This is a genomic window from Mesorhizobium liriopis (assembly GCF_024053505.1).
Classification (GTDB): domain Bacteria; phylum Pseudomonadota; class Alphaproteobacteria; order Rhizobiales; family Rhizobiaceae; genus Mesorhizobium_B; species Mesorhizobium_B liriopis.
This window is the reverse complement of sequence record NZ_JAMXQS010000004.1, coordinates 368,982-392,665: the sequence shown is the minus strand read 5'-3', so window position 1 is coordinate 392,665 and position 23,684 is coordinate 368,982. Positions and strand designations below refer to the sequence as shown.

Sequence of the window (23,684 nt, the reverse complement as noted above, 5' to 3'; positions counted from 1 at the left end):
ACTGGCTCATTCGGCGGCAATTGTTTTGGATGCAGTGAGAATGCCGGCCTTCTTCTCGCGATACTCGCTATAGGCAGCGATCAGCATGTCCTCGTCGCGATATTGCGGGACCCAGCCGAGCTGGTCGCGGCCCTTGGAGACGTCGAGCACGCATTCCTCGTCGGCGATCAGATACTGTTCGGGGTCCATCAGCGGCATGTTGAGCGCGTCGAGCAGGTCGAGCGTGCGCTTCACGGCCCAGCCGGGCGTCGGCAGCAGAATTGACTTCGAGCCGGCGTGGCGGATGAGATCGCCCAAAAGTTTGCGCACCGGCGGCGGGTTCAAAGAACCGAGATTGTAGGCCTCGTTCGGCACCCCCGCCTGAAACGCCGCGCGGGCGGCTTCCGCGCAGTCGAAGACGGAGATGAACTGATACGGATTCTTGCCCGATCCGATCATCGGCACCGGCAGGTTTGCATCGATCAGCTTGAAGAGTTTTTCCAGGATTCCAAGCCGACCTGGACCGATGATGAGACGCGGACGGAACAGCGTGATCCGCATCCCCTTCTCCCGCCAGCCGACCGCGAGTTCCTCCGTCTTGAGCTTGGACAGTCCATACTCGCCGAGCGGCGCCACGGGGTGCTCCTCGGTCATAGGGTAGGTGACCGTGTGGCCATAGATCATGTCGGTGGTGAAGTGCACGAGCCGCGAGGCGCCCACACGCTCCATGGCTTCCACGATGTTCTCGGTGCCGTGCACATTCACCGGCCAGAAAAAGTCGTGACGTTTGGCGCGGGTCTGGATCGGCGACAGCATCTTGGCCGACAGATTATAGACCATGTCTTCGGCCTTCAGCCCAAGGCTCGCGACCGACGCCTTGTTCGTCACATCGCAATAGGCATAACGCGCCCGACCGTAATGCGGCAGGGAGCTCTTCACCACATCGGCCACCACGACTTCATGACCATCGGCCAGAAGCTTGGGTGCGAGGTGGCGGCCAACGAAGCCGTCGCCGCCGAAAATCACATGTCTCATCGGGAAACGACCTCGTGGGTTGAAGAAGCGGAAGCCTCATGTGGCTCGCGTCCGCTCTGGGCGATCAGCACCGTGCCGACGCAGATGAAGGCGATGCCTGAGATGCGCCAGGCATTGAGGTCCTCGCGAAACACGAAATAAGCGAAGACCGCGACGGCAACGTAAGCCAAGCTGAGAAAGGGATAAGCAAAGGACAACTCGACCTTGGACAGCACGAACAGGTGTGAAGCCATGGAGATCACGAAAGTGCAGAGGCCGAGGAATATCCAAGGGCTGAACACGATCTGCAGCACTTTCACCAAAGGGTTCACGCCGGCGAAGGACAGCGGCCCCATCACCGTCATGCCCTGCTTGAGCATGAGCTGCGCGGCGGCATTGGTCAGAACTGTGAAAAGGATGAAGCCGATATATTTCATGGCCCTGCTCTTGCTTTCCCTTCCCTTACGCGAAGTCCGCTGCGGTTTGGTGCAGGCGATCGATCAAATGCGAGCAATCAGCCATTTCAGATCGAACCCAGCTGCATCGCAGTGCGTCGCCAGAAGCTCGACATGAAGGCGGGGTCGCGGATTGTCTCGAGTTCGCGCCAGTTCGGGAAAGAGGCAGCAAAGGTTTCAGGACTCATGCGTGCGTCCTTGTAGGGATTTACTGCCCCGCCCGCCGCAACCGTGATCCTGTCGAGCCGGTCGAGCAGCTTGCGTGTCATCTCACCCCGGTTCGGGAAATCGAGCGTCAGCGTGTAGCCAGCGCGCGGAAACGATATCAGACCCGGCGAACGCTGTGCGCCGAAGCGCTTGAGCACGGTGAGAAACGAGCCCTGCCCCGCCTCATGCGTGGCATCGAGAAGTTCCGGCAACGCCTCTCGCGCCGCTTCGAATGGAACGACGCCTTGATGCTGAAAAAGTCCACGCGGCCCATAAAGCCGGTTCCAGTCGCGCACCGCATCGAGCGGGAAGAAGAAGGATTGGCAGGGCGCCGTGCGCAGCGCTTTGCGCCCCCGCCCGGTTCGATAGGCGAAATTGAAAGCGCGAAGCGCCAGCCGGTTGAGAACGGTCAGCGGCGGTTGGAACGGCACTGCGAGCCGGCGTGACGGACGATGCGCAGCACGTGTTTCCGCGTGGTTGCCAGCCAGAAGCAGCCCACGGCCCTTCGCGCGACCCGTTGCCAGTTGGTCGAGCCATGCCACGGCATACTCGTTTGCGGCATCGGCCGCTTCGGCGCGGTCAAGATAGTGTTCGAGACTTGCGAACGGGGTCGCAGTCTCAGCGATATCCGGCGACGGCACGCGCATCAGCCGAAGTTTTGCCGAGAGAATTATGCCGGTCAGCCCCATCCCACCGATCGTGGCACGGAAGAACTCTGTGTTCTCGCTCATTGAGCAGCGCAGCGACTGGCCGTCCGAGCGGAGAAGCGTCAGCGCTTCGACATGGCATCCGAACGTCCCGCGCCGATGATGGTTCTTGCCATGAATGTCGTTGGCGATGGCCCCGCCGAGCGTCACGAACTGCGTGCCTGGCACGACCGGCGGAAACAAGCCATGCGGCGCTGCGTGCGCGATGACGTCTGAAAGAAGGATGCCCGCTTCGGCTTCGATCACACCGGTTGCGGGGTCGAGGCCGATAAGCTTCGAGCGGGCGCGCATATCAACCACGGCGCCCTCACCGTTCTGGCAGCTGTCACCGTAGGAACGGCCGTTGCCGTAGGCGATCAGACTGTTCGCCTTGGCTTGGCCTACACGAAAAGCGGGCTCCACCTCGTCGAGCACCGTCACACGAATGGCCGGCGGTGTGGCACGACCGAAAGAGGGGAAGCGTGCAGTCAAGGCAGGAAGGCCGCACCGAACAGGAGCAGCCCGCCGAAGGCAGCAACCACTTGGCTGCGCCAGTCGGTGATGATGAAGACCACCGGGTCGTCATGCATTTCGTCACGCCGGCCAAGGATCCAGACGCGCATGGTGAGGTAAAGCACGATGGGCGCAAGCGGCCAGATCATCCAGGGGTGAGCGTAGAGCTCGCGAACCTCGTCAGACTGGATATAGAGCGCCAGCACGAGCGCGGCTGAAAACGAGGCCGCCATGCCGGCCTGTGCGATGATCTCCTGATCCTCCGCGCGATAACCGCGTCCAGCGATGCGCTTGCCGACTTCGAGGCTCGACTGGCGCAACTCCACATATCGCTTCACCAGCGCGAGGCTGAGAAAGAAGAAGATCGCAAAGGCTAGCAGCCAGAATGAGACGCCGACACCGGTCGCGGTCGCACCTGCGAGAAGCCGCAACGTGTAGAGCCCGGCAAGAGCGAGCACGTCGAGCAGGAGCATCCGCTTGATGGCGAAGGAGTAGGCAGAGGTCGAAACGAGATAGGCCAAAAGCACCGCCTGAAACTGCCAGCCGAGCGGCAGCGCAATCGCCAGAGCCACCAGCAGCAGAGCGCCCATGGCCGCAAATCCAAAGGGTATGGAGAGCGTCCCGTTTGCAAAGGGGCGGTTGCGCTTGGTCGGATGCCTGCGGTCGAGTGCCAAGTCGAAGAAGTCGTTCAGGATGTAGATCGCGGAGGCGGCCGCACTGAAAGCAGCGAAGGCGAGAACGCATTGCACGAGCATCAGCGGATTGAAGTATTCGTGGCTCAGCACCATCGGCACGGCCACCAGCACGTTCTTCAACCACTGATGCGCGCGCAGCATCTTGCGCAACGTCTGAAGCGTCGGCCTCGGCGTTGCCACCAGCTGCGCCGTGTTGCGCCGCTGCCAGCGCGACGCCGCATGATCGGGCGCAACCACGATGGCTTGGCGTGCAGCGTCGAAAAGAACGAGGTCGTGGCGACTATTTCCGATGTAGTCGAAGCCCCCCTCGCCATAGGCCGCTTCCAGCGCGCGGCACTTGTTGCGCGAAGTCAGGTTCTCGCCATCACCGGTCGAGAGCACGGCGTCGAAGAGGCCGAGGTGTAGGGCGATAGCTTCGGCGAATTTCCGCGGTGTACCTGTGGCAAGGACGACCTGTCGCCCCTCTTCCCGCGCTGCGGCGATCAATGCGAGCACTTCCGGTCGATAAGGCAATGCCGAAGGATCGAGCTCGACGCGCTCGGCGATAGCCCGTTTGAGGCCTGCAGGTCCACCTTTGCCGAGCCAGACAGGCACGAGAATGAGATAAAGCGGGTTCACGCGCAGCAGCATGAGAAGCCCTTCCCAGAGCAGATCGGACGCGATCAGCGTGCCGTCGAGATCGACAGCAAGCGGGATCGTCCGATTGTCCGAGCGAGCATCCATGTTCCGCACCAGGTGATGGGACCCGTTCGATCCCACCATTCGCCTAGCGCCGGTGATATCTCTGTCTAGTTAAAGACGCGACGCCTTCTTGACGCAAGGTTAAGGGCAAGTGACCGCCCTCACTTGATACGCGCGGAACCGCCGGAGATTTCGAGAACTTCGCCACCCGACAGCGCCTCGCGGTCACCATTGGGGAGCGTGATGAAACACCCGTTCGTGCAGAACTCGACCGTTTCCCCGCCACGCAACGAGACCTCACTCGTCACGCCGCCTTCGGTCACGGTCAGCGAATGCGTTTCGCCATCCAGATTGACAGCGCTTGCGCCATGGCCCGGCGCCGTGATCGCGAGGATCGCTGCGATGCCGAGAAAGGTGCGCATCATGGTCTTGCCGGTGTTCCCCACCGCTCCCAAGAGAAGAGCGAGACAAGCTCCCGCTCTCACAAGCAAAACCTATAAAGAGATGCGGCTGAACGCCATCTGAATACAGCGTTTTCCAGACGTTTATGTGGCTCTAGCTGCGATACTTGCGGCGACGTGAGACCGGCTCTTCTATCGGCGTCGCTGCCACAGGGGCAGGCTCCGGCGCGGGTTCGGCAATCAGCGCTTCTTCCTCGGGATCCACCGTCCCCTTCTTTTCGACCACCGCACGTGGGTTCGATGCCATCTCCAGGCCCTCGCGATCGAAGGCCTCCATGATGGCGAAGCGCAGATCGTTCTGCACCGAATTCTGGTTCAGAACGTCCGCCAAAAACACGCGCATCTCCATCTCGAGGGCTGCCGCGCCGAAATTGAGGAAGACGACCTGTGGTTCGGGGTTTCGCAACACGAGCGGGTGTGCGCGGGCGATATTCATCATGACCACATGTGCGCGTCGCGCATCCATTCCGTAGGCGAGATTCACCTTGATATCGAGACGTCCGAGCTTGTTGCGGTGGGTCCAGTTCGCGACCGCACTGTTGATCAGCTCGGAATTCGGCATGATCACGGTTTGGCGCTGGAAGGTCTCGATCTCGGTCGCGCGAACGCTGACTTTCTTGACTGTTCCCTGAACCGCTCCGGCCACCACCCAGTCGCCGACCTTGAACGGTCGCTCGGCGAGCAGGATCAGGCCGGACACGAAGTTGTTGACGATGTTCTGGAGACCAAAACCGATACCGACGGAAAGCGCACCGGCGACGATCGCAAGGCTCGACAGATTGATGCCGGCGGCCGAGACCGCAATCAATGCCGCGAGCGCATAGCCGGCATAACCGACCATCATGCGGATCGAGTTGCGCACCCCGACATCGACCTTGCCCCGGGCCATTACCGTGCCGTCGAGCCATCCCTGGAACCAGCGCGTCACGAAATAGCCGAGCGCGAAGATCAGGAGCCCGATGGCGAGTCCGATCGGCGAGAAGCGGATCGAGCCGACCATGAAACCTTCGGCAAGCCTGCCGATGCCCATCCAGATATCGGCTGGCTGGAACCCCCACTGCAGTAGGATCAGCGGAATGCCCCCGAAGATCACGAGCAGGTAGATGGCCACGCTCATTGCCAACGAAAGCTGGTCAAGAGTGGTCTCGTCGAGGTTCAGGCGCCGCCGCAGTCCTCGTCCGAAGCGCGTGGCGACGAGCGCATTCTCTTCGGCGACCGCGCGTGCAGAAAGGAGACCGATGCCGAGCAGTGCCAATGTCGCGCCGGTGACCACGACCTGCCGCGAAACGAAGCGCGCAAAGCCGATATAACCCATCAGCGCAGGCACGATGATGAGCGCGCCGAGCAGGAAGATGATGGCCTTGGCCCAGCGCGGCCATGGACGAGGCTTGCCGTTCTCGTCGGCGAAGGGCCGGATGAAGCCGATCAGGACGACCAGCAATCCGGTCAGAATCGTCGATAAGAGGCTTTCGCCGACCGTCAGGCTGAGCGGCGAACTACGCAACTGATAGACGGACGACAAAAAGTAATCGAGCCCGGTGATGAGCGCCATCGTCGAAGAAAGCGCCACGAGAAGCGAGGCCGCGCGCGAAACGACCGGTATCAATCGCCATGACGGCAGGCGCGGCGAAAGTATCGCCAAGCCCAGTCGGTGCACGAAATAGACGATCGAGATCACCTGGAAGAGTGACCACATCATCTCGCCGATATCGCCGCGCAGCACCTGGAAATAGTCGAAGAAGAGCCACGTCACGCCGAGGAAGAGCGAAACCGTCGCGCTTTTCAGAAGCGTCGACCAGAACGCAACGGAAAGTTTGCCGAGCACCGTTGGATTGGTGATGGCGGCGTTGGGCTCATAGAGCCGTCCGAGCAGTCGCTGGCCGCCGATCAGGAGAACGGCTGCGGCCCCGAGCGCGAAGAAGCACGCGGCGAGCACCGACTCCAGCTTGTACTGCATCACGAATGTGAGCCAGGACGCCACCGTCCGCCAGACTGCCGCGCCTTCGGATTGAAACGCATCGGCAACTTCGCCGAAAAGCGCGTAATCGATCGTGTAGCGGCGCGTCAGCATATGAGCGAAGAGGTCACGCCGTAGTGTCGCGATCTCGTTCACCGCGTTGTTGACGCCAATCGAAAGCTGCTCAGCACGCCCGATCACGGCGTTGATCTCAGCCTTCTCGGCAGTCAACGCCTGCCTTTCCTTGGCGACCACCTCCGGCTCGGCCGGCTCACCTTCGGCCGGCGGGTTTCCAATCTGCGTCAGGCGGTCGTTGATCTGCGTAAGGCGCGGACGAAACGCAACGCCGCTGTCGATCACTGCGCGCGAGAGATTGTCGAGTTCTGATCGGACATCGACAAGCTTGGCATCGTCGTCGGACGCGTCCTTGACCCGCGCCTGCAGGGCCTGCAGCTGGTTGGTCAGCTTGTCGAGACTGGCGTTCTGCTGCTGGATGATGCTGGGAGGCTGGTTCGGCTGCTGGGTTTGATCCTGAGCAACCGTACCGCTCGCGAGCGAGAGCAGCAGGAAGAGGCTAGCAAGGCTTCGCCAGAGGGCCGAGCGAGCGGCGGAAAGGCTTCGGGATCGAATCAAGACAGGCGGTCCGCTATCGTCATGCGACCCGGAAAGCCAAAAGCCATGGCGCAAAGATGACCTTCGGCAGTTTTCCGACCTCTGTGACCGAATTGGTAGGTCGGGAGGCCCGGTCATACCGGAACGTCCGGGAACATCGCCGAGGGCTATCAATTGTTAGGCTGACTCATCTTCAAGGAGCCAGTTTCATGCCATTGGTCCAATCCTCGGGAAACACCGACCTTTTCTATAATGACTGGGGGTCCGGCAAGCCTGTGGTACTGATCCACGGCTGGCCGCTCGATGCGGATATGTGGGAGCACCAGTCGGTCTTTCTCGCCAGGAACGGCTATCGCGTGATCGCCTATGATCGCCGCGGTTTCGGCCGTTCGTCACAGCCTTGGAACGGCTACGACTACGACACCTTCGCCGACGATCTGAAGGCCGTCTTGGACGGCCTCGATATTCAGGGCGCAACACTGGTGGGCTTCTCGATGGGCGGCGGTGAAGTCGCACGCTACCTTTCGAAATATGGCAGCCAGCGCGTCTCGAAGGCTGTGTTGATCTCGGCAGTCACCCCATTCCTGCTGGAGACGGCAGATAACCCCGACGGCGTGCCAAAAAGCACGTTCGACCAGATGGTGGACGGGCTCGAAAAGGACCGACCGAACTTCCTGGCCACGTTCAACAAGCAGTTCTTCGGCGCGGGTCTTCTGAACTTCTCGGTCAGCAACGAGATCATGGAATGGTCGCGGCAGGTCGCCATGCTCGCTTCGCCCAAGGCGACGGTGGACTGCGTGCGCGCCTTCTCGGAAACCGACTTCCGGGCCGACCTGGCCAAGATCGACGTGCCGACACTCGTGATCCATGGTGACGACGACCAGACCGTGCCGATCGACAAATCAGGCGCGTTGGCTGCGAAGCTCATCCCGAACGCCGAGTACAAGGTTTACAAGGGCGAGCCGCATGGCCTGTTCCACACAGCCAAGGACCGGTTGAACGAGGATCTGAAGGCTTTCATCGGCTGATCGAACGAGTGGACTGCCTTCATTCAATCGAGGAAGGTGGTCCACTCCTCGACGGGCGCACGATCCGTCGCGAAATTGTTTTCCGGCTTGGCCGTGTCCTCGTAGCCGAGGGCCATGCCGCAGACGACCACTTCCTCGTCGCTCAAATTCAGGATCGGCCTGATCTGCCGGTGAAACGGGGCGAATGCTGCCTGTGTGCAGGTGTGCAAGCCGCGCGCTCGTGCAGCGATCATGATGTTCTGCAGGAACATGCCGAAATCGACCCAGGAACCTTTGTTCAAACGGCGGTCGATGGTGAAGATCATGCCCACCGGCGCGTCGAAGAACAGAAAGTTGCGGTCATGCTGCGCCTGTAACCGCGCAACCTCACGGCGACCGATGCCCAAGGCCGCGTAAAGTCCAAAGCCCACCGTGCGCCGGCGTGTGAGGTAAGGCTCGAAGAACTGGTCGGGATAATATTTGTAATCGTCCCATTCCATTTTCTCGGCACGTTGGCCGGAGTCGAGAATGGCGTTCGACACGGCCTGCTTTGTCCCGTTGGTCAGCACATAAGCTTTCCAAGGCTGCATGTTCGCGCCTGATGGCGCGCGCGATGCGATCTCGAGGATATCCCTGATGACAAGAGGCTCGACCTGATCGGGCAGAAACGCGCGCACGGAGCGGCGTGACAGGATCGCCTCCTCCACGCTCATCAGTTCTTCCATCTGAATGGGCTTCCGGTCGGGTGCCAGCATTGTCTTGAAGCCTGCCTCTCAGCTCGATTCTGCGGCGAGAATAGTTTCCAAAGCATGGCCTATTACGACAGCGCAAGAAAAAGCGCGCCGGCTCGCTGTCATAAAGAATTTCGGATCGTGTCATCGCGTGACTGAGGCAGCGACTTCGATGCGGATCGTCGGCGAGGCGAGTGCATGAAGAAGCGCTTTGGCGCTACCGTTCCGCCGAGCGGTCCGTTATGTGACTGGCGAGCCAGCAGCCGTTCGCCGATCCGAGTTTTCCTATGCCCAAGCCTTCCTCCCGCATCGCTTCCATCGTGTCTTCCGGCAAAGACGGATGGGAAGTCCATTCGGAGGCCATGGCTCGCCGTGATGCCGGCCAGCCGATCATCTTTCTTTCAATCGGTGATCACGACTTCGATACGCCGACCGAAAGCGTCGAGGCCTGCGTCCGTGCCCTGCGTGCTGGATATCACCACTACACCAACCTGCCCGGCATTCCCCGGCTCCGCCAAGCACTGGCGGCCGCGTCGACGCGGGCGTCCGGCATCGAAACAGCGCCGCAAGAGGTGATCGCCACGCCAGGCGGACAATCCGCACTGTTTGCCGCCGTGCAGGCCGCGCTCAATCCGGGCGACCACGCGGTGGTCGTCGCACCCTACTATGCCACCTACCCATATACGTTCCGGGGCGCGGAGGCCGAGTTCACGGTGGTCGAAAGCCGCGCCGAAGACGGTTTCCAGCCTCGAGCGGAAGCCATCGAGGCGGCCATCCGCCCGAACACCCGCGCGATCCTCGTCAACACGCCCAACAACCCGACAGGCGCCATCTACTCCCGCGCTTCGCTCGAAGGCATCGCTGACATCTGCCGGAAACACGATCTCTGGCTGATCTCCGACGAGGTGTACTGGACGCTCGTCGACCAGCATCTTTCACCCCGCTCCCTGCCCGGCATGGCAGAACGCACCATCGTGGTGAACAGCATGTCGAAAAGCCACGGGATGACCGGCTGGCGCATTGGCTGGATCACCGCTCCCGCTGAGCTGGTAACGCTTCTCACCGATCTCAATCTCGTCTCTACCTACGGCCTCAATGACTTCATCTCGCATGCCGCCGCCGAAGCGCTGGAAGAAGGCTACGGCGTCCGCGACATCGCCGAACGCTACTCCGCGCGGCGCCACGTGATGCTGGATGCGATGCGCGGTTTGAACCGTGTCACCATTCGCGGCTCGGAAGGCGGCATGTATGTAATGCTCGACGTGCGCGAGATCGAAACGGACGACGAAGCCTTCGCCTTCCGCCTGCTCGACAGCGAGAACATCGCCGTCATGCCGGGCTCGAGTTTCGGCGAAGCGGCAGCGGGCCACATCCGCATTAGTCTGTGCCAGCCCGACGAGGTGTTGCGCGAGGCGGCGCAACGCATTCGCCGCTTCTGCGAAAGCCAGCCGTGACTCGGCTTGCCGATCATCACCTGAGCGCATAGCGTCCGCCTCATGCAAAATCCCTCGCCTCCTAACCGGCCAAGCCCGCAAAAGCTCTGGTGGGGCGAATTCACGACCGCCGACTTCAAGACTATCGATCCCGAGCAAGTCATTGCGCTCGTTCCTCTCGCCGCCATCGAGCAGCACGGCCCGCATCTTCCGCTCTCGACGGATACGGTGATTATGCAAGGCATGATCGGCACGCTCGCCGGGCTCCTGCCTGGCGACATCGATCTCCGCATTCTGCCGGTTCAAGCTGTCGGCAAGTCGAACGAACACATCCGCTTTCCCGGGACGCTGACGCTTTCCGCAACGACGCTGATCGAAGCCTGGACCGAGCTTGGCGCATCCGTGGCCCGAACCGGCATCCGCAAGATCGTCTTTCTCACCAGTCATGGCGGCAACGAGGAGGTGATGGCAATCGTTTCCCGCGAACTGCGCGAGCGCTTCGACATGCTCGCCGTCAAATCCAGTTGGGGACGCTTCGGCCGACCGGACGGCCTGTTCAGCGAGAACGAAACCCGCACTGGCATTCATGGAGGTGATTACGAAACCTCTCTGATGCTCCACTTCCGACCCGACCTCGTCGATATGAGCCAAGCCCGCAACTTCACTTCGCAAGTGACACAAGCCGAACAGGACTTCGCCCTTCTGCGTCAAACGGGTCCGCATGCGTTTGCGTGGCTGGCCTCCGACCTACACGCCGAGGGCGTCGTTGGCGAAGCTCATCTCGCCACAGCGGAAAAGGGCAAGTTGGCAGCCGAGCATCAAACGCAGGGCTTCGTGGCATTGCTGCAGGATATCCGTAAATTGCGGCTCGCCGACTATCTTTCCGGTAATGGGCCGAACCGATGAAATCCCTTGCCTTCAATTGGCAGTTCTGGGCGCTTGCTTCGGCGGCCTTCGCCGCACTTACAGCCATCTTCGCAAAGGTTGGTGTAGCGAACATCAATTCCGACTTCGCAACACTGATCCGAACCGTCGTTATCCTGTGCGTCCTTCTCGCGCTGGTCACGGCGACGCGCCAGTGGCAACCGCTGGGTGAGGTGAACAACCGCAGCCTTGTCTTCCTCGTTCTGTCCGGCCTTGCCACCGGCGCATCATGGCTTTGCTACTTCCGCGCGCTCAAGCTGGGCGATGCGGCGCGCGTGGCACCTCTCGACAAGCTGAGCGTAGTCCTCGTTGCGGTGTTCGGTGTCGCTTTTCTCGGCGAGCGCCTGTCGCTGGTGAACTGGACCGGCATCGCCATGATCGCGGGCGGCGTCATCCTGCTGACACTGCGTACCTAGTTCTCACTTTTCCCAGGTTTGATCGCGGCCCAAAGCCCGCGCGCCGTGTTCTTTAGAACGCTTCCGGTTTCCGGCTCGCCCCCAGCCAGCGCCAGAGTGAAATGGCGCGCCTGTTCGAGCGTGATATGCGGCGGCAGCGGCGGCACGTTCGGATCGGTGAGGATATCGAGCACGTAGGGGCGATCGGCATTGAGCGCGTCTTCCCATGCTGGGCCGACATCTTCCGGACGCTCGACCCGCTTTCCCTTCAGCCCGATCAGCTTGGCGAATTCCGCATAGGGCACATCGGGCAATTGCTGGCTCGCTTCCCATTTGGGATCGCCCGACTGGATGCGCTCTTCCCAGCTGACATAAGCGAGATCGCGATTGTTCAGCACCATCACGACCAATCGCGGGTCCTTCCAGCGCTGCCAGTATTTGCTGATCGTGATCAGCTCAGCCATGCCCGTCATCTGCATCGCGCCGTCGCCGACCAGCGCGATGGCGGGACGCTCGGGATGGGCGAATTTGGCCGCGATGGCATAAGGCACCGCGCAACCCATGGTCGCCAGCGTGCCGGAAACCGAACCGAGATTGTTGGCGCGAAAGCGAAGGTTGCGTGCGTACCAGACCGATGTCGTCCCGCTGTCCGCCACGACCACGGCATTTTCCGGCAGGCGCTCGGAAAGCTCGTAGGCCACGCGCTGCGGGTTGATGGGGTCGGCCTCAGCCATGGCGAGGTTCTTGGCCTCGTCCCATGCCGCCTGCACATTCTCGCGGATCGTCTTGCGCCAGGCTTCGGCTGGCTTATGCCGCAGCAGCGGGCGCAGCGCAGCGAGTGTCGCTTTGGCATCACCCAGGAGATTGACCTCGTTGGGATAGCGCAAACCCAACATGCCCGCATCGCGGTCGATCTGCACGCCGCGCGCTTTGCCGACCTTGGGAAGGAACTCGGTATAAGGGAAACCCGTACCAACCATCAAAAGCGTGTCGCATTCCTGCATGAGGTCCCAGCTGGCCCTTGTGCCGAGCAGACCGATGGAACCCGTGCAAAAAGCGTAGCTATCGTCCAGTGCTGCCTTGCCGAGCAGTGCCTTGGCTACGCCCGCACCAAGCAATTCCGCCACTGCAGCGATCTCCTCGCTCGCCCCGATGGCACCAGCCCCGACCAGCATCGCGACGCGCTCACCGGCGTTCAGCACCGCCGCGGCCTTCTGCAGGCTCGACCCGTCCGGCACGACCGGTGCGAGTTCGATGCCGGTACCCGAATGGGTCATGCCATGCGCTTCGCTCGGCTGCTCCATCCTCTCCATCTGGAGATCGTTGGGCAGGATCACGCAGGTGACGCGGCGCTCAGCCTTGGCGATACGATAGGCGCGATCGATCAAATGGGGCACTTGGGCCGCCGTCGAGGCCGTCTCGATATAGGCACCCGCCACGTCCTTGAAGAGCGATTGCAGGTCCACATCCTGCTGGTAGTGCGAGCCGATGGCCGTCCGCGCCTGCTGGCCCACAAGCGCCATCGCCGGCTGGTGATCGCCTTTGGCATCATAAAGGCCGTTGAGCAGATGGATCGCGCCAGGCCCGGATGTCGCGATGCAGAAGCCGACTTCGCCGGTGAACTTAGCAGTGGCAGTCGCCATCAGGCCCGCCTGCTCTTCATTACGCACTTGAACGAAGTCGATCGCACCCTCGGTCCGCGCGAGCGCGCCGATCAATCCGCCGATGCCGTCGCCGGGATAACCGAACACGCGACGCACGCCCCATTCATGCAGACGCTTCCAGATGAAATCGGCAACGGTGTTCGACATCGGAGCGGGGTCCACTTCGGCTTTTCGGATCGCCCCGCTAACGGGTGCGCCAAACAGGTGTTCCCTGCAGGGAAGGGAGGCAGCGGGCCGGCGCTTGTCGCGATACAGTCGCATTTCCCGACTTTTCGAACTCCAAAATGAGCACGGGAGTTGGATGCCCGTTCTCGCCTCCGGCCTTTTGTTGCCCGTCCAGCCGCGCCGTTCGGTCGATTACTATCACAAATGGCGCTCTGGCATTTCGTTCAGCCCCTTGAACATCCCGCGAAACTAACATCTAGTTGCAAATGATTTGCATTTGCGTTTAGCAGAAAGCCCTCCTGTGCTCGACAGACCAAACACAAGCCTCTCCGACGACGGCTGGCGCAAAGAACGCGGCGAAGCCTCGCTTTCCGATGTGCACCGCTCAATTCGCGTTTCCCCGCATGCCTCGACCTTTCGCCGCGCGGCCGCTTTCCTCGGGCCTGGCTACCTCGTTGCCGTCGGCTACATGGACCCTGGCAACTGGGCGACATCGCTCGCGGGCGGCTCGCGCTTCGGCTATACGCTGCTGGTCGTCGCACTCGTTTCGAACATCATGGCGATCGTGTTGCAGTCGCTCTGCGCGCGCCTCGCCATCGCGTCCGGCCGCGATCTCGCGCAGGCCTGCCGCGACGCCTATCCCCGTCCCGTCGCCTTCGTGCTCTGGATGCTGGCGGAAACGGCGATCATCGCGACCGACATCGCCGAAGTGATCGGCACGGCCATCGGCCTCAATCTCATCTTCGGCCTGCCACTGGAAATCGGCGTGGTGCTCACCGCGCTCGACGTCTTTCTCATCCTGTATTTGCAGAAGCTGGGCTTTCGCTGGGTCGAAGCCTTCGTTGTCACCCTGCTCGGCGTGATCGCAGTCTGCTTCTTCGTTCAGATCATGATGGCCGATCCGAACTGGGGCGACGTGATCCGCGGCTTCGCGCCGACCACAGAAATCGTTTCGAACCCCGAAATGCTCTACCTTGCTCTGGGCATTCTGGGTGCGACGGTGATGCCTCACAATCTCTATCTGCATTCAGGGCTGGTGCAGACGCGCGACTACGGTCATACGCTGCCGGAAAAGCGTGAGGCGGTGAAATTCGCCACCATCGACTCGACCGTGGCGCTCTGCTTCGCGCTTCTCATCAACGCCTCGATCCTGATCCTTGCAGCCGCCACCTTCCATTCCAGCGGTCAGACCGGCGTTGCCGAACTCGGCGAGGCGCACTCCCTGCTCGCTCCGCTGCTCGGGCTGGCCATTGCGCCGACCCTGTTCGGTATCGCCCTCCTGTGCTGCGGCCTGAATTCGACGGTCACAGCCACCATCGCGGGGCAAATCGTGATGGAGGGCTTCCTGCACATCAAGCTCGCGCCCTGGCTGCGCCGCCTGATCACGCGCGCCATCGCCATCGTTCCGGCGGCCGGCGTGACGATCTGGTATGGCGATGCGGGCACGGCCGAGCTGTTGATCCTGACCCAGGTCGTGCTCAGCCTCCAGCTGTCCTTCGCCGTCTTTCCGCTGGTGCGATTCACGACGGACAGGACGAAAATGGGTGAGCTCGTCGCCCCACTCTGGTTGGGCGCGTTCGCGTGGGCGATCGCATTTCTGATCGCAGGGCTGAATGTGAAGCTGTTGTTTGATTTCGTGGGCGGGAGCTAAACGTCACGCTCACCCATTGGTTGGAGATGGTGCGTACCGATCGCGTCGCCTCCGACAGCAGTATCGCAAACAACCGTTCTAACGCTCTAGAACCCGCCAAAGGTCAGCTGAGGCGCTGGTTTCGGCGATCTCTTCCGCGGCGGCGCCTTCTCGCCCGCCGATGTCGCAGGCTTGCGGGAACGATCCGCTCGGATCCTCGCCACCGCCTTGTCACGGGCTTTCGCCTCCTCGGACAACGGATCGTCCGTCAGCCATTTGCCATGCTTGATGACCTCGTTGACCCGGCCTTGATTGACCCCGAGCTTGAAGGCGATTTCCTGCTGGGTCATCTTGGTCGTCTCGTGCATCTCGACCACGAGCCGTGCCAGGTCTGGCGTCATCTTCTTGCCGACGACACGCCGTGCGGGCGCGGTCTTGCGCTTGGCCTTGTCACGCTCGCGCAGCTTGTCGAGCACGGCGAGCGCCTGACGCATGCCCTGCTCGCGCAGGGCTTCCTCGAATTCCTTCAGGGTCGCCACTTCGACGCTCCTCCTCGTTGCGTTACGCTGAAAGGCAACGTTTCAGGAACAGAATGTGGACGAAACGAGCCGCAAGGCAAGCGCGAATGGCGCCACGCCTGCCTTAGGCGCTTAAAAAGTTCGGGAAAACGCTACCCCATGCTGGCTCTCAGTCAAAGAATCGGCGTGCCGCCCGTCACCGCGTACCGACCACCGCTCATATAGCTCGCTTGATCGGATGCCAGCAGCACGTAGATGCCTGCGAGTTCGCTCGGCTGGCCGGCACGTTTCATCGGCACCTGGTTGCCGAACGAGGCGACGTCTTCCGGTGGCATGGTCGATGGAATGAGCGGCGTCCAGATGGGGCCGGGCGCAACCGAATTCACGCGAATGCCCTTCTCGGCCACAAGCTGCGCAAGGCCCGCGGTGAAGTTCGCAATCGCGCCCTTGGTCGTTGCATAGGCCAGGAGGCCGGGGCTCGGCTTGTCGGAATTGATCGACGTCGTGTTGATGATCGAAGCTCCTTCCTTCAGATGCGGGATGGCCGCCTTGCAAAGGAAGAACATGGCCGAGATGTTGACCGCGAAAGTGTGGTTCCACTCCTCGTCCGAAATCTCGTCGATGCTGTCATGCTTCATCTGATAGGCGGCATTGTTCACGAGCACGTCGAGCTTGCCGAACTCCTTTACCGCGCGATCGATGATCGAACGACAGTGCTCGGCCTTGGCGATATCGCCGTCCACCAGTACGCATTTCCGCCCGGCCTCCTCCACCAGCTTGGCCGTGTCCTTGGCATCTTCATGTTCATCCAGATAGGAGATCAGCACATCGGCGCCCTCACGGGCATAGGCAATGGCCACTGCACGGCCGATGCCGCTATCGCCGCCCGTGATGATCGCGACCTTGCCCTCGAGCTTGCCGGAACCCTTGTAGCTTTTCTCGCCATGGTCGGGCAGCGGGTCCATCTTTCCCGTCACGCCGGGAGGGGTTTGTTGCTGGGGTGGCTGGTTAGGCATGGCTGTTCTCCTTCAGGGATCAGCCGGGCAAACTCTGCCTCACCGGGATCGTTCCGGGCATAGACGGCTGACTGCCCGCCGATCTTGCGGAATGGCAGCCATGAAGCGCTTGCCGAAGCCGCATCGATCATCGAAAAGGGGTAGCGACGCCGAGCAGGGAGGAATGGTTGGCAGCAGAGTTTTCCGGCAAGGTTGCCCTTGTCACGGGCACGACCGGCATAGCCTGCTCTACCGCCCTGCGATTGTCTTCGGCGGGCGCTCAGGTGGTGGCGCTCGGCATTGACGAGGCTGGCAACCGGGCATTGGCGGAGGCTGATCCAACCATCGTGGTGAGGCACGCCGACGTGTCCGCTTCACTCGAAGTCGAGGCCGCCCTTGCCGACCTCCGCTCGCGCTTCGGCCGGCTCGACGTGATCGTCAATTCCGCGGCGATCCACCCTTACGGCGACGCGGTCGGCACCGACCCCGATACATTCCTGCGCTGCCTCGCGGTCAATGTCGGCTCGATCCACCTGACGGCTCATTGGGGCGTACCGTTGATGCGGGCCTCGGGCAGCGGCGCCATCGTCAACGTGTCGAGCGTGCAGGGTCACGCCTGCCAGCCGGGCGTGGCCGCCTATGTCGCGTCCAAGGGTGCGATCCATGCTCTGACGCGTGCGATGGCGCTCGATTTTGCAGCCGACAAGATCCGCGTGGTCTCGGTCAGCCCCGGATCCGTGCGCACACCGATCCTGGCGCTCGCGGCGCGCACCTTCGACGGCGACGATGCCGACCTCGATGCCGTCTTCGCCCGCTTCGGCGCATCGCACCCCATCGGGCGTATCGGCGAACCTGAAGAGGTCGCCGATTTCATCGCCTATCTCGCCTCCGACAAGGCCGGCTTCATCACCGGCTCCGACCATATCATCGATGGCGGTCTCACCGCCGGCATCGGCGTTCGCTGAAAGGATCACTCGATGCTGCAAAGCTGGCGCTGGTTCGGACCGAACGACCCCGTGATGCTCGACCATGTGAAGCAGGCAGGCGCATCCGGCGTCGTCTCGGCGCTTCACCACATCTATGACGGCCGCGCCTGGACGCCTGAGGACATTGCCGAACGCAAGGCAATGATCGAGGCAACCGGTTTGCAATGGGCGGTCTGCGAGTCGATCCCCGTGCAGGATTCGATCAAGCTGCGCTCAGGGAGCTATCGCCAGTATATCGACAACTGGAAAACCAGCCTCGCCAATCTCGGCCGAGGCGGCGTGCCGATGGTCTGCTACAACTTCATGCCGGTGGTGGACTGGACGCGCACCGACCTGCTCTACCGAATGCCGACCACCGGCTACGCGCTGCGCTTCGATATGGCCGAATTCGTCGCCTACGACGTGCTGGTCTTGAAGCGGCCGAATGCCGAAAAGGACTATCCGGCAGAACTCCTCCACTCAGCCAAAGCGCGGCTCTCGGCGATGAGCGAAAGCGAGATTGCCACACTCGAAAAGAACATCATCGCAGGCCTGCCAGGCGGCGAGGATTCCTACGATCGCGCCGGCATCGCGCGACGTATCGCCGAATTCGATGAACTCGGCGCCGACGATATGCGCGCGAATTTGCAGGAGTTCATTCGCGAAATCGCGCCGGTCGCGGAAGATGTGAACGTTAAGCTCGGCATCCATCCCGACGATCCGCCCTTCTCCCTCTTCGGCCTGCCGCGCGTCGTCTCGACGGCCGATGACCTCCGCTCGGTGCTCGACGCCTACAAGGCGGATGCCAACGGCCTCACCTTCTGCACAGGCTCGCTCGGCTCGCGGCGCGACAACGCGGTGGTGGCGATAGCCGAGGAATTTGCCTCGCGTATCAACTTTGTCCACTTGCGCAACGTCAGTGTCGAGGACGACAAATCATTCAACGAAAGCGAGCATTTGGGCGGCGATGTGAACATGGTGGACGTGATCCACACGCTTCGAAAGGAAGAGCACCGCCGCGAAGCTGCGGGCCGCACGGATTCAACCATCCCCATGCGCCCCGACCATGGCCACCTGCTGGCCGACGACATCACCAAAAAGACCAATCCCGGCTATTCGCTGATCGGCCGCCTCAAGGGCCTGGCCGAATTACGCGGCATCATCACGGCCGTCGACCAGCTGGCGCCGAGCTGAAAGGACCAAGCATGACCACTTCGCAAAGCGCGCCCGCATGGATCGGCACGCTCGGACCGCGTTTCGTTGAGCGCCCCCACCACCGCCGCTGGCTCGTTTCCGAAGCACAGCGTCTGCTTGATTTCTACGCGGTCGAATTGATCAATCCGAAAGGAGGCTTCTTCTCGATCGGCGATGACGGCAAGCCCGTCCCCACGATTGCAGGACAGTCGAGCCCGGAACGTCCGATCCATGAAACGACGCGGCAGGTCCATTGCTACGCCGTCGCGCATCTGATGGGGGTGCCCGGTGCCGACCGGATCGTCGACCACGGCATGAGATTTCTGTGGGAACGCCACCGCGATCCGACCCATGGCGGCTACCATTGGGGCGTGGACGACCACAAGCCAACCAACCCCACCAAGCAAGCCTACGGCCATGCCTTCGTGCTTCTCGCGGCTTCCTCGGCCAAGATCGTCGGCCATCCGAATGCAGACCGGCTCCTCGCCGACATTTCCGAAGTTCTCCTGTCCCGCTTCTGGGAAAAAGAGCCCGGCGCCACCAGCGAGGAATACAATGCCGACTGGTCGCCGCTCGGCGATTATCGTGGCCAGAATTCAAACATGCACTTGACCGAAGCGCTGATGGCGGCCTTCGAGGCAACGGGCGACTCCAACTATCTTTCAATGGCCGAAAGCATCGCCTCGCTTATCATCGGCAAGCATGCTCGCTCGGAAGACTGGCGCGTTGCCGAGCATTTCAGGAGCGACTGGCAGGTGGACCGCGACTATGCGGGTGACCCGATGTTCCGCCCCGCCGGCACGACGCCCGGCCATGCGCTCGAATGGAGCAGGCTTCTCGTGCAGCTTTGGGAACTGGGCAGCCGTCGGCACGCATGGATGCTGGAAGCGGCCAAGGGCCTGTTCCTCAAAACCGTCTCGATCGGCTGGGACAACGCCACCGGCGGCTTCTATTACACGCTTGACTGGAACGACCGCCCCGACCGCGCCGACCGCTTCTGGTGGCCGTGCGCCGAGGGCATCGCGGCAGCGGCCGTGCTCGGTTCGGTCGATCCCGATCCGCGCTTCGAGGAATGGTATCGCCGCATCTGGGACTTCACCACGAACCACCTGATCGACCACGTGCGCGGCGGCTGGTTCCACGAGATCGGCCCGGACCTGAAGCCACTCAGCCGGGTCTTTGTCGGCAAGCCGGACCTTTATCACGCCCTTCAGGCTTCGCTGATTCCGCTTCTGCCATCCAACGGCAGCATCACGCGCGGTCTACGCGACGGCGGAATGCGGCTGTGACCTCAAGGTCATGGACTGAGAGCCGCAGGCTGCCCCTGCGGCTTTCGCAATGGATGGATTCCTAGAAGGAAAACGACGATTCCCGAGCTCCTCATCGGACGCGCGGCGCTTCGGTGCGGCTACAAAACCGCAACGGTCCTCCTCTCCGTTTGATGTGGCGACCGCGCAACAATAGTGGGTAATGGCCTAGGCGCGCAGTGCGGGCCATTGTATTTCTCATAAACTTGAGAAATGTAGTCACGTTTTTTGATCGCCACCAAGGCCACCCATGACTTCCTCTCCGACGAGCCGCTCCCCCGCGTTGACTGCTCGGGCCACCCTGCTCGGCTCCGCGGCCACCGTCCTTCTTATCGGCTTCTCCAGCGCCTACGCGCAGGAAACGATCGAGCTCGAAACAGTCACGGTGGAGGGCGAAGGCACCGCCGATGGTCAGGGCACGGGCGTCGGTCAGACCAATGAGCAGAAAGGCTTCGTCGCCAAGCGCTCGGGTGGCGCGACCAAAACCAACACGCCATTGATCGAGACGCCGCAATCGGTTTCGGTTGTTACGAGCGAGCAGATCAAGAAGCAGGAAGTCCAAACCATTCGCGCGGCGACCCGCTACACAGCGGGCGTGACGCCGGAAACGACAGGTGGCGCGGATACCCGCTGCGGAGGCTTCAACATTCGCGGCTTCGATTCCACAGCGAACTCGACTTTCGTGGACGGTCTTCGCCTCCCCTCGACATCCGTCATCAACTTCCTTTGCCTCGACGCATACGGTGCGGAGCGCGTTGAAATCCTGAAAGGACCTTCGTCGGTCCTTTACGGCCAGAACGGTCCCGGTGGGTTGATCAACTACGTCACCAAAAAGCCGACCGATGCGCCGTTCCGCGAAGTGGAAATCGTTGGTGGTAGCTTTGGCCATATCGAAGGGCGCTACGACCTTTCGGGACCACTCGGCGAGAACAGCCCGTTCGGCTTTCGTCTGACCGGCACCGCTCGCAGTTCGGAAAACCAAGTCGACTACGTCAAGGACGATCGCTTTTTCATCGCGCCTGTTCTGACCTGGGAGCCCGACGCACAAACGAACCTCACGATTTCGGGCAATTTCCAACGTGATCGCGCAGGCTGGGGTCTGCAGTTCCTGCCTGCGTCGGGGACGGTTTACAGCAATAACGGCCGACGCATCCCGAACAACCGTTTCCTCGGTGAGCCCGAATTCGACTATTATGACACCGATATGGGGACGGTCGGCTATCAGTTCAGCCACGAGTTCAACGACACGTTCACGTTCCGCCAAAACCTCCGCTACGCTGGACTCAGCCACGAGGAAGCCAGCATTTATGGCGGCGGTTACATCGACGAAGCCTCAGGCCTTCTCGCGCGCAACGGTGGTACGGGCGACGTGTCCTTGGGAACGTTCGCGGTCGACAACCAGGTTCAGGCCGATTTCGAGACTGGCATACTGAACCACACGGTTCTCGCTGGCATCGATTTCCGCCACACGCGTTACACGGATCTGATCACCTTGGCGGGTGCTGACCCGATCAACGTCTTCGACCCAGTCTATGGTAGCCCGATCACGGATTTTGGGACCTACTACGACAACAAGGTCACGCAGAGACAGACCGGCATTTATCTGCAGGATCAGATCAAGCTCGACAAACTTTCCCTTCTCCTGAGCGGCCGTTACGATTGGGCGACAACCGAACTGTCGCGTCCAGCCAGTCCATACCTGACCGCAGTCGATACAGAGAAAGACTCGGGCTCGTTCACGGGACGCGTCGGGTTGATTTACAACTTCGACAACGGAATCGCGCCTTATGTCTCCTATTCAGAGTCGTTCCTGCCGCCGTTGGATGTCGGCGCAAATGGTGGATTGTTCGAGCCCGAAGAAGGCCGGCAGTACGAGATTGGCGTGAAGTATGAACCTGTTGGCTGGAACACTGTTCTCACCGCTTCTTGGTTCGACATCACGCGCGACAACGTCATCCGCTACGATGCCGTTGGTGGCACGTTCCAGCCACGCCAGACGGGTCAGATACAATCGCAGGGCATTGAGCTGGAGGCGGTTTCGAGCCTCACGGAAAGCCTGAACCTGCGTCTCGCATACACCCATCTCGACGCGGAAATCACCGAAGACCCCGATGGTGGTAACGAAGGCCGGGTGCCGGTAACCGTTCCTGAGCACAGTGCCTCGGCCTGGATCGACTATACGATCCACAACGACTCGATCTTCGACGGCGTCGGCGCAGGGTTCGGAGTGCGCTACATCGGCGAAAGCTATGGCAACGACGCAAACACCTTCAAGGTGCCGAGCGCGACCGTATTCGACGCGTCGCTGAGCTACGAAAAGGACAACTACAAGCTCTCGGTCAACGCTTCGAACCTGTTCGACAAAGAGTATGTGGCATCCTGCGGCAACGACACCTTCTACTGTTTCTATGGCGAAGGTCGTCGCGTTACCGGCAAGGCTACCTTCAACTGGTGATCGTCATATTTACGGTGGCATATCCATCATGACTCTCGCCACCCTCTTTTCGGCCGCCCGTTTGATCCGGGCGGCTCGGTCGTCTTGGAAGCGATAGTTTGTCCGATCGTCCCTTGAACACGAAGCCGATGCAAAGGAATGGGCACGCCGTCCTGCCTCACCGCCGTGCGGTGCTCGGCGGGCTGCTTGCAGCGCCCTTCGTCATGCGTTCGGGGCCCGCACTGGCGCGGCCAAGCCGTATCGCCTCGCTCGATTATGCCCTGGCGCAACATATGCTCGTGCTCGGTTCACCGCCGATGGCGCTGGCCGATGCGCATGAGTGGGACAAATGGGTCGCCGAGCCGCCTTTGCCGGCAGATATCATCGATCTCGGCACCAGCCTTTCGCCTAACATCGAACTGCTTGCAGCCCTTCGCCCCGATCTGGTGCTGACGACCGACTTTGTCGGCATGGCCGAGCCTCAGATCAGCCGCATGGCGCCCGTCGAGCGACTGACGATCTACTCCGATGGCGGCACACCGCTCCCCAAGGCCTTCGAGACGGTGCGTCGGTTGGGCACCATTTTGGGGCTCGAAGAGCGTGCGGAGGCCTATCTCGCCGAGACCGAGAGTTTTTTCGCGGCCTGCGCGGAGCGCGCACGCCCCTTCCGCGAAAAGCCGATCCTGCTTCTATCGTTTCTCGATCCACGCCATGCCCGCGTCTATGCGAGGCCGGGCATGCAGCAGGACGTTCTGGACCGCCTGGGCCTCCAGAATGCCTGGACAGGCGAAGGTTTCTACTGGGGCTTTGCAACCGTCGGGCTCGAGGAACTGGCGAAGGCGGGCGACGCCGTCGCAATGGCCGACTATATGCCACCCGATATCAAGGCTACCTTGGAGCAGAGCCCGCTTTGGCTCTCGCTGCCGTTCCGGCGCAACCGCGGCCCCATCCCGGTTTTGCCGACGGTCGCAGCCTTCGGCGGCGTTCCGGCCGCGCGGCGTTGGGCAACCCTCATCCTGGATGCGCTGGAAAGGCAGGCGGCGTGACGTCCGTGGATGGAAG

General features: G+C 61.6%; 20 protein-coding genes. 10 read left to right on the top strand and 10 right to left on the bottom strand.

Going from position 1 to position 23,684, the window contains the following annotated elements:
- Positions 1-6: 6 nt before the first annotated feature.
- From NGM99_RS09745 to NGM99_RS09720, 6 genes are all read right to left on the bottom strand, one after another.
- On the bottom strand, positions 7-1,014 hold the full coding sequence (locus tag NGM99_RS09745) for an NAD-dependent epimerase/dehydratase family protein (RefSeq protein ID WP_252818362.1): 1,008 nt from the start codon (positions 1,012-1,014) through the stop codon (positions 7-9).
- Positions 1,011-1,430 (bottom strand): DMT family transporter, encoded by a 420-nt coding sequence (locus NGM99_RS09740; protein ID WP_252818360.1) that lies wholly within the window; start codon positions 1,428-1,430, stop codon positions 1,011-1,013. The genes NGM99_RS09745 and NGM99_RS09740 overlap by 4 nt, the downstream gene beginning before the upstream one ends.
- A gap of 86 nt (positions 1,431-1,516) precedes the next feature.
- On the bottom strand, positions 1,517-2,833 hold the full coding sequence (locus NGM99_RS09735; protein WP_252818358.1) for an FAD-binding oxidoreductase: 1,317 nt from the start codon (positions 2,831-2,833) through the stop codon (positions 1,517-1,519).
- Positions 2,830-4,272 carry a UbiA family prenyltransferase gene (locus tag NGM99_RS09730; protein ID WP_252818357.1) on the bottom strand — a complete coding sequence of 481 codons (1,443 nt, stop codon included), beginning with the start codon at positions 4,270-4,272 and terminating at the stop codon, positions 2,830-2,832. The genes NGM99_RS09735 and NGM99_RS09730 overlap by 4 nt, the downstream gene beginning before the upstream one ends.
- A 119-nt stretch (positions 4,273-4,391) precedes the next feature.
- Positions 4,392-4,655 carry a hypothetical protein gene (locus NGM99_RS09725; RefSeq protein WP_252818477.1) on the bottom strand — a complete coding sequence of 88 codons (264 nt, stop codon included), beginning with the start codon at positions 4,653-4,655 and terminating at the stop codon, positions 4,392-4,394.
- Between the two features lie 130 nt (positions 4,656-4,785).
- On the bottom strand, positions 4,786-7,281 hold the full coding sequence (locus tag NGM99_RS09720) for a mechanosensitive ion channel family protein (RefSeq protein WP_252818355.1): 2,496 nt from the start codon (positions 7,279-7,281) through the stop codon (positions 4,786-4,788).
- 188 nt (positions 7,282-7,469) lie between these two features.
- Here NGM99_RS09720 and NGM99_RS09715 point away from each other — a divergent pair, with 188 nt between their 5' ends.
- A complete protein-coding gene (locus NGM99_RS09715) occupies positions 7,470-8,288 on the top strand; it encodes an alpha/beta fold hydrolase (RefSeq protein ID WP_252818354.1) in 819 nt (272 codons plus the stop codon).
- A 23-nt stretch (positions 8,289-8,311) separates the two neighbouring features.
- Here the strand turns inward: NGM99_RS09715 and NGM99_RS09710 are convergent, their stop codons facing one another.
- Positions 8,312-9,022, bottom strand: a complete 711-nt coding sequence (locus NGM99_RS09710; protein WP_252818352.1) for a nitroreductase — start codon at positions 9,020-9,022, stop codon at positions 8,312-8,314.
- 263 nt (positions 9,023-9,285) lie between these two features.
- Here NGM99_RS09710 and NGM99_RS09705 point away from each other — a divergent pair, with 263 nt between their 5' ends.
- From NGM99_RS09705 to NGM99_RS09695, 3 genes are read left to right on the top strand one after another with little or no spacing between them, the layout of a single operon-like run.
- Positions 9,286-10,452 (top strand): pyridoxal phosphate-dependent aminotransferase, encoded by a 1,167-nt coding sequence (locus NGM99_RS09705; RefSeq protein WP_252818350.1) that lies wholly within the window; start codon positions 9,286-9,288, stop codon positions 10,450-10,452.
- 42 nt (positions 10,453-10,494) lie between these two features.
- Positions 10,495-11,337 carry a creatininase family protein gene (locus tag NGM99_RS09700; protein WP_252818348.1) on the top strand — a complete coding sequence of 281 codons (843 nt, stop codon included), beginning with the start codon at positions 10,495-10,497 and terminating at the stop codon, positions 11,335-11,337.
- On the top strand, positions 11,334-11,771 hold the full coding sequence (locus NGM99_RS09695; RefSeq protein WP_252818347.1) for an EamA family transporter: 438 nt from the start codon (positions 11,334-11,336) through the stop codon (positions 11,769-11,771). Before NGM99_RS09700 ends, NGM99_RS09695 begins: the two co-directional genes overlap by 4 nt.
- On the opposite strand, the gene NGM99_RS09690 is transcribed toward NGM99_RS09695, so the two are convergent.
- Positions 11,768-13,561: a thiamine pyrophosphate-requiring protein gene (locus NGM99_RS09690; RefSeq protein WP_252818345.1), complete on the bottom strand. Its 1,794-nt coding sequence runs from the start codon at positions 13,559-13,561 to the stop codon at positions 11,768-11,770. The two genes, NGM99_RS09695 and NGM99_RS09690, sit on opposite strands and share 4 nt — an antisense overlap.
- A 319-nt stretch (positions 13,562-13,880) precedes the next feature.
- On the opposite strand from NGM99_RS09690, the gene NGM99_RS09685 reads away from it, so the two are divergent.
- Positions 13,881-15,230, top strand: a complete 1,350-nt coding sequence (locus NGM99_RS09685) for an Nramp family divalent metal transporter (protein ID WP_252818343.1) — start codon at positions 13,881-13,883, stop codon at positions 15,228-15,230.
- 86 nt (positions 15,231-15,316) lie between these two features.
- On the opposite strand, the gene NGM99_RS09680 is transcribed toward NGM99_RS09685, so the two are convergent.
- The gene (locus NGM99_RS09680; RefSeq protein ID WP_252818342.1) at positions 15,317-15,748 is read right to left on the bottom strand and encodes an RNA polymerase subunit sigma-70; all 432 of its coding nucleotides are present in this window, start codon (positions 15,746-15,748) and stop codon (positions 15,317-15,319) included.
- Positions 15,749-15,900: 152 nt separating this feature from the next.
- The gene (locus tag NGM99_RS09675) at positions 15,901-16,743 is read right to left on the bottom strand and encodes an SDR family oxidoreductase (protein WP_252818340.1); all 843 of its coding nucleotides are present in this window, start codon (positions 16,741-16,743) and stop codon (positions 15,901-15,903) included.
- 167 nt (positions 16,744-16,910) lie between these two features.
- Between NGM99_RS09675 and NGM99_RS09670 the strand changes: the two genes are divergently transcribed.
- From NGM99_RS09670 to NGM99_RS09650, 5 genes are all read left to right on the top strand, one after another.
- Positions 16,911-17,687 (top strand): SDR family NAD(P)-dependent oxidoreductase, encoded by a 777-nt coding sequence (locus NGM99_RS09670; protein WP_252818337.1) that lies wholly within the window; start codon positions 16,911-16,913, stop codon positions 17,685-17,687.
- Between the two features lie 12 nt (positions 17,688-17,699).
- Positions 17,700-18,881, top strand: a complete 1,182-nt coding sequence (uxuA, locus tag NGM99_RS09665; protein ID WP_252818335.1) for a mannonate dehydratase — start codon at positions 17,700-17,702, stop codon at positions 18,879-18,881.
- A gap of 11 nt (positions 18,882-18,892) precedes the next feature.
- The gene (locus NGM99_RS09660; RefSeq protein ID WP_252818334.1) at positions 18,893-20,170 is read left to right on the top strand and encodes an AGE family epimerase/isomerase; all 1,278 of its coding nucleotides are present in this window, start codon (positions 18,893-18,895) and stop codon (positions 20,168-20,170) included.
- A gap of 514 nt (positions 20,171-20,684) precedes the next feature.
- Positions 20,685-22,643, top strand: coding sequence for a TonB-dependent siderophore receptor (locus NGM99_RS09655; RefSeq protein ID WP_252818332.1), 1,959 nt, complete (start codon positions 20,685-20,687; stop codon positions 22,641-22,643).
- A gap of 98 nt (positions 22,644-22,741) precedes the next feature.
- Entirely contained in the window at positions 22,742-23,668 is a 927-nt protein-coding gene (locus NGM99_RS09650; RefSeq protein WP_252818331.1) for an ABC transporter substrate-binding protein, read from the top strand.
- Positions 23,669-23,684: the final 16 nt, after the last annotated feature.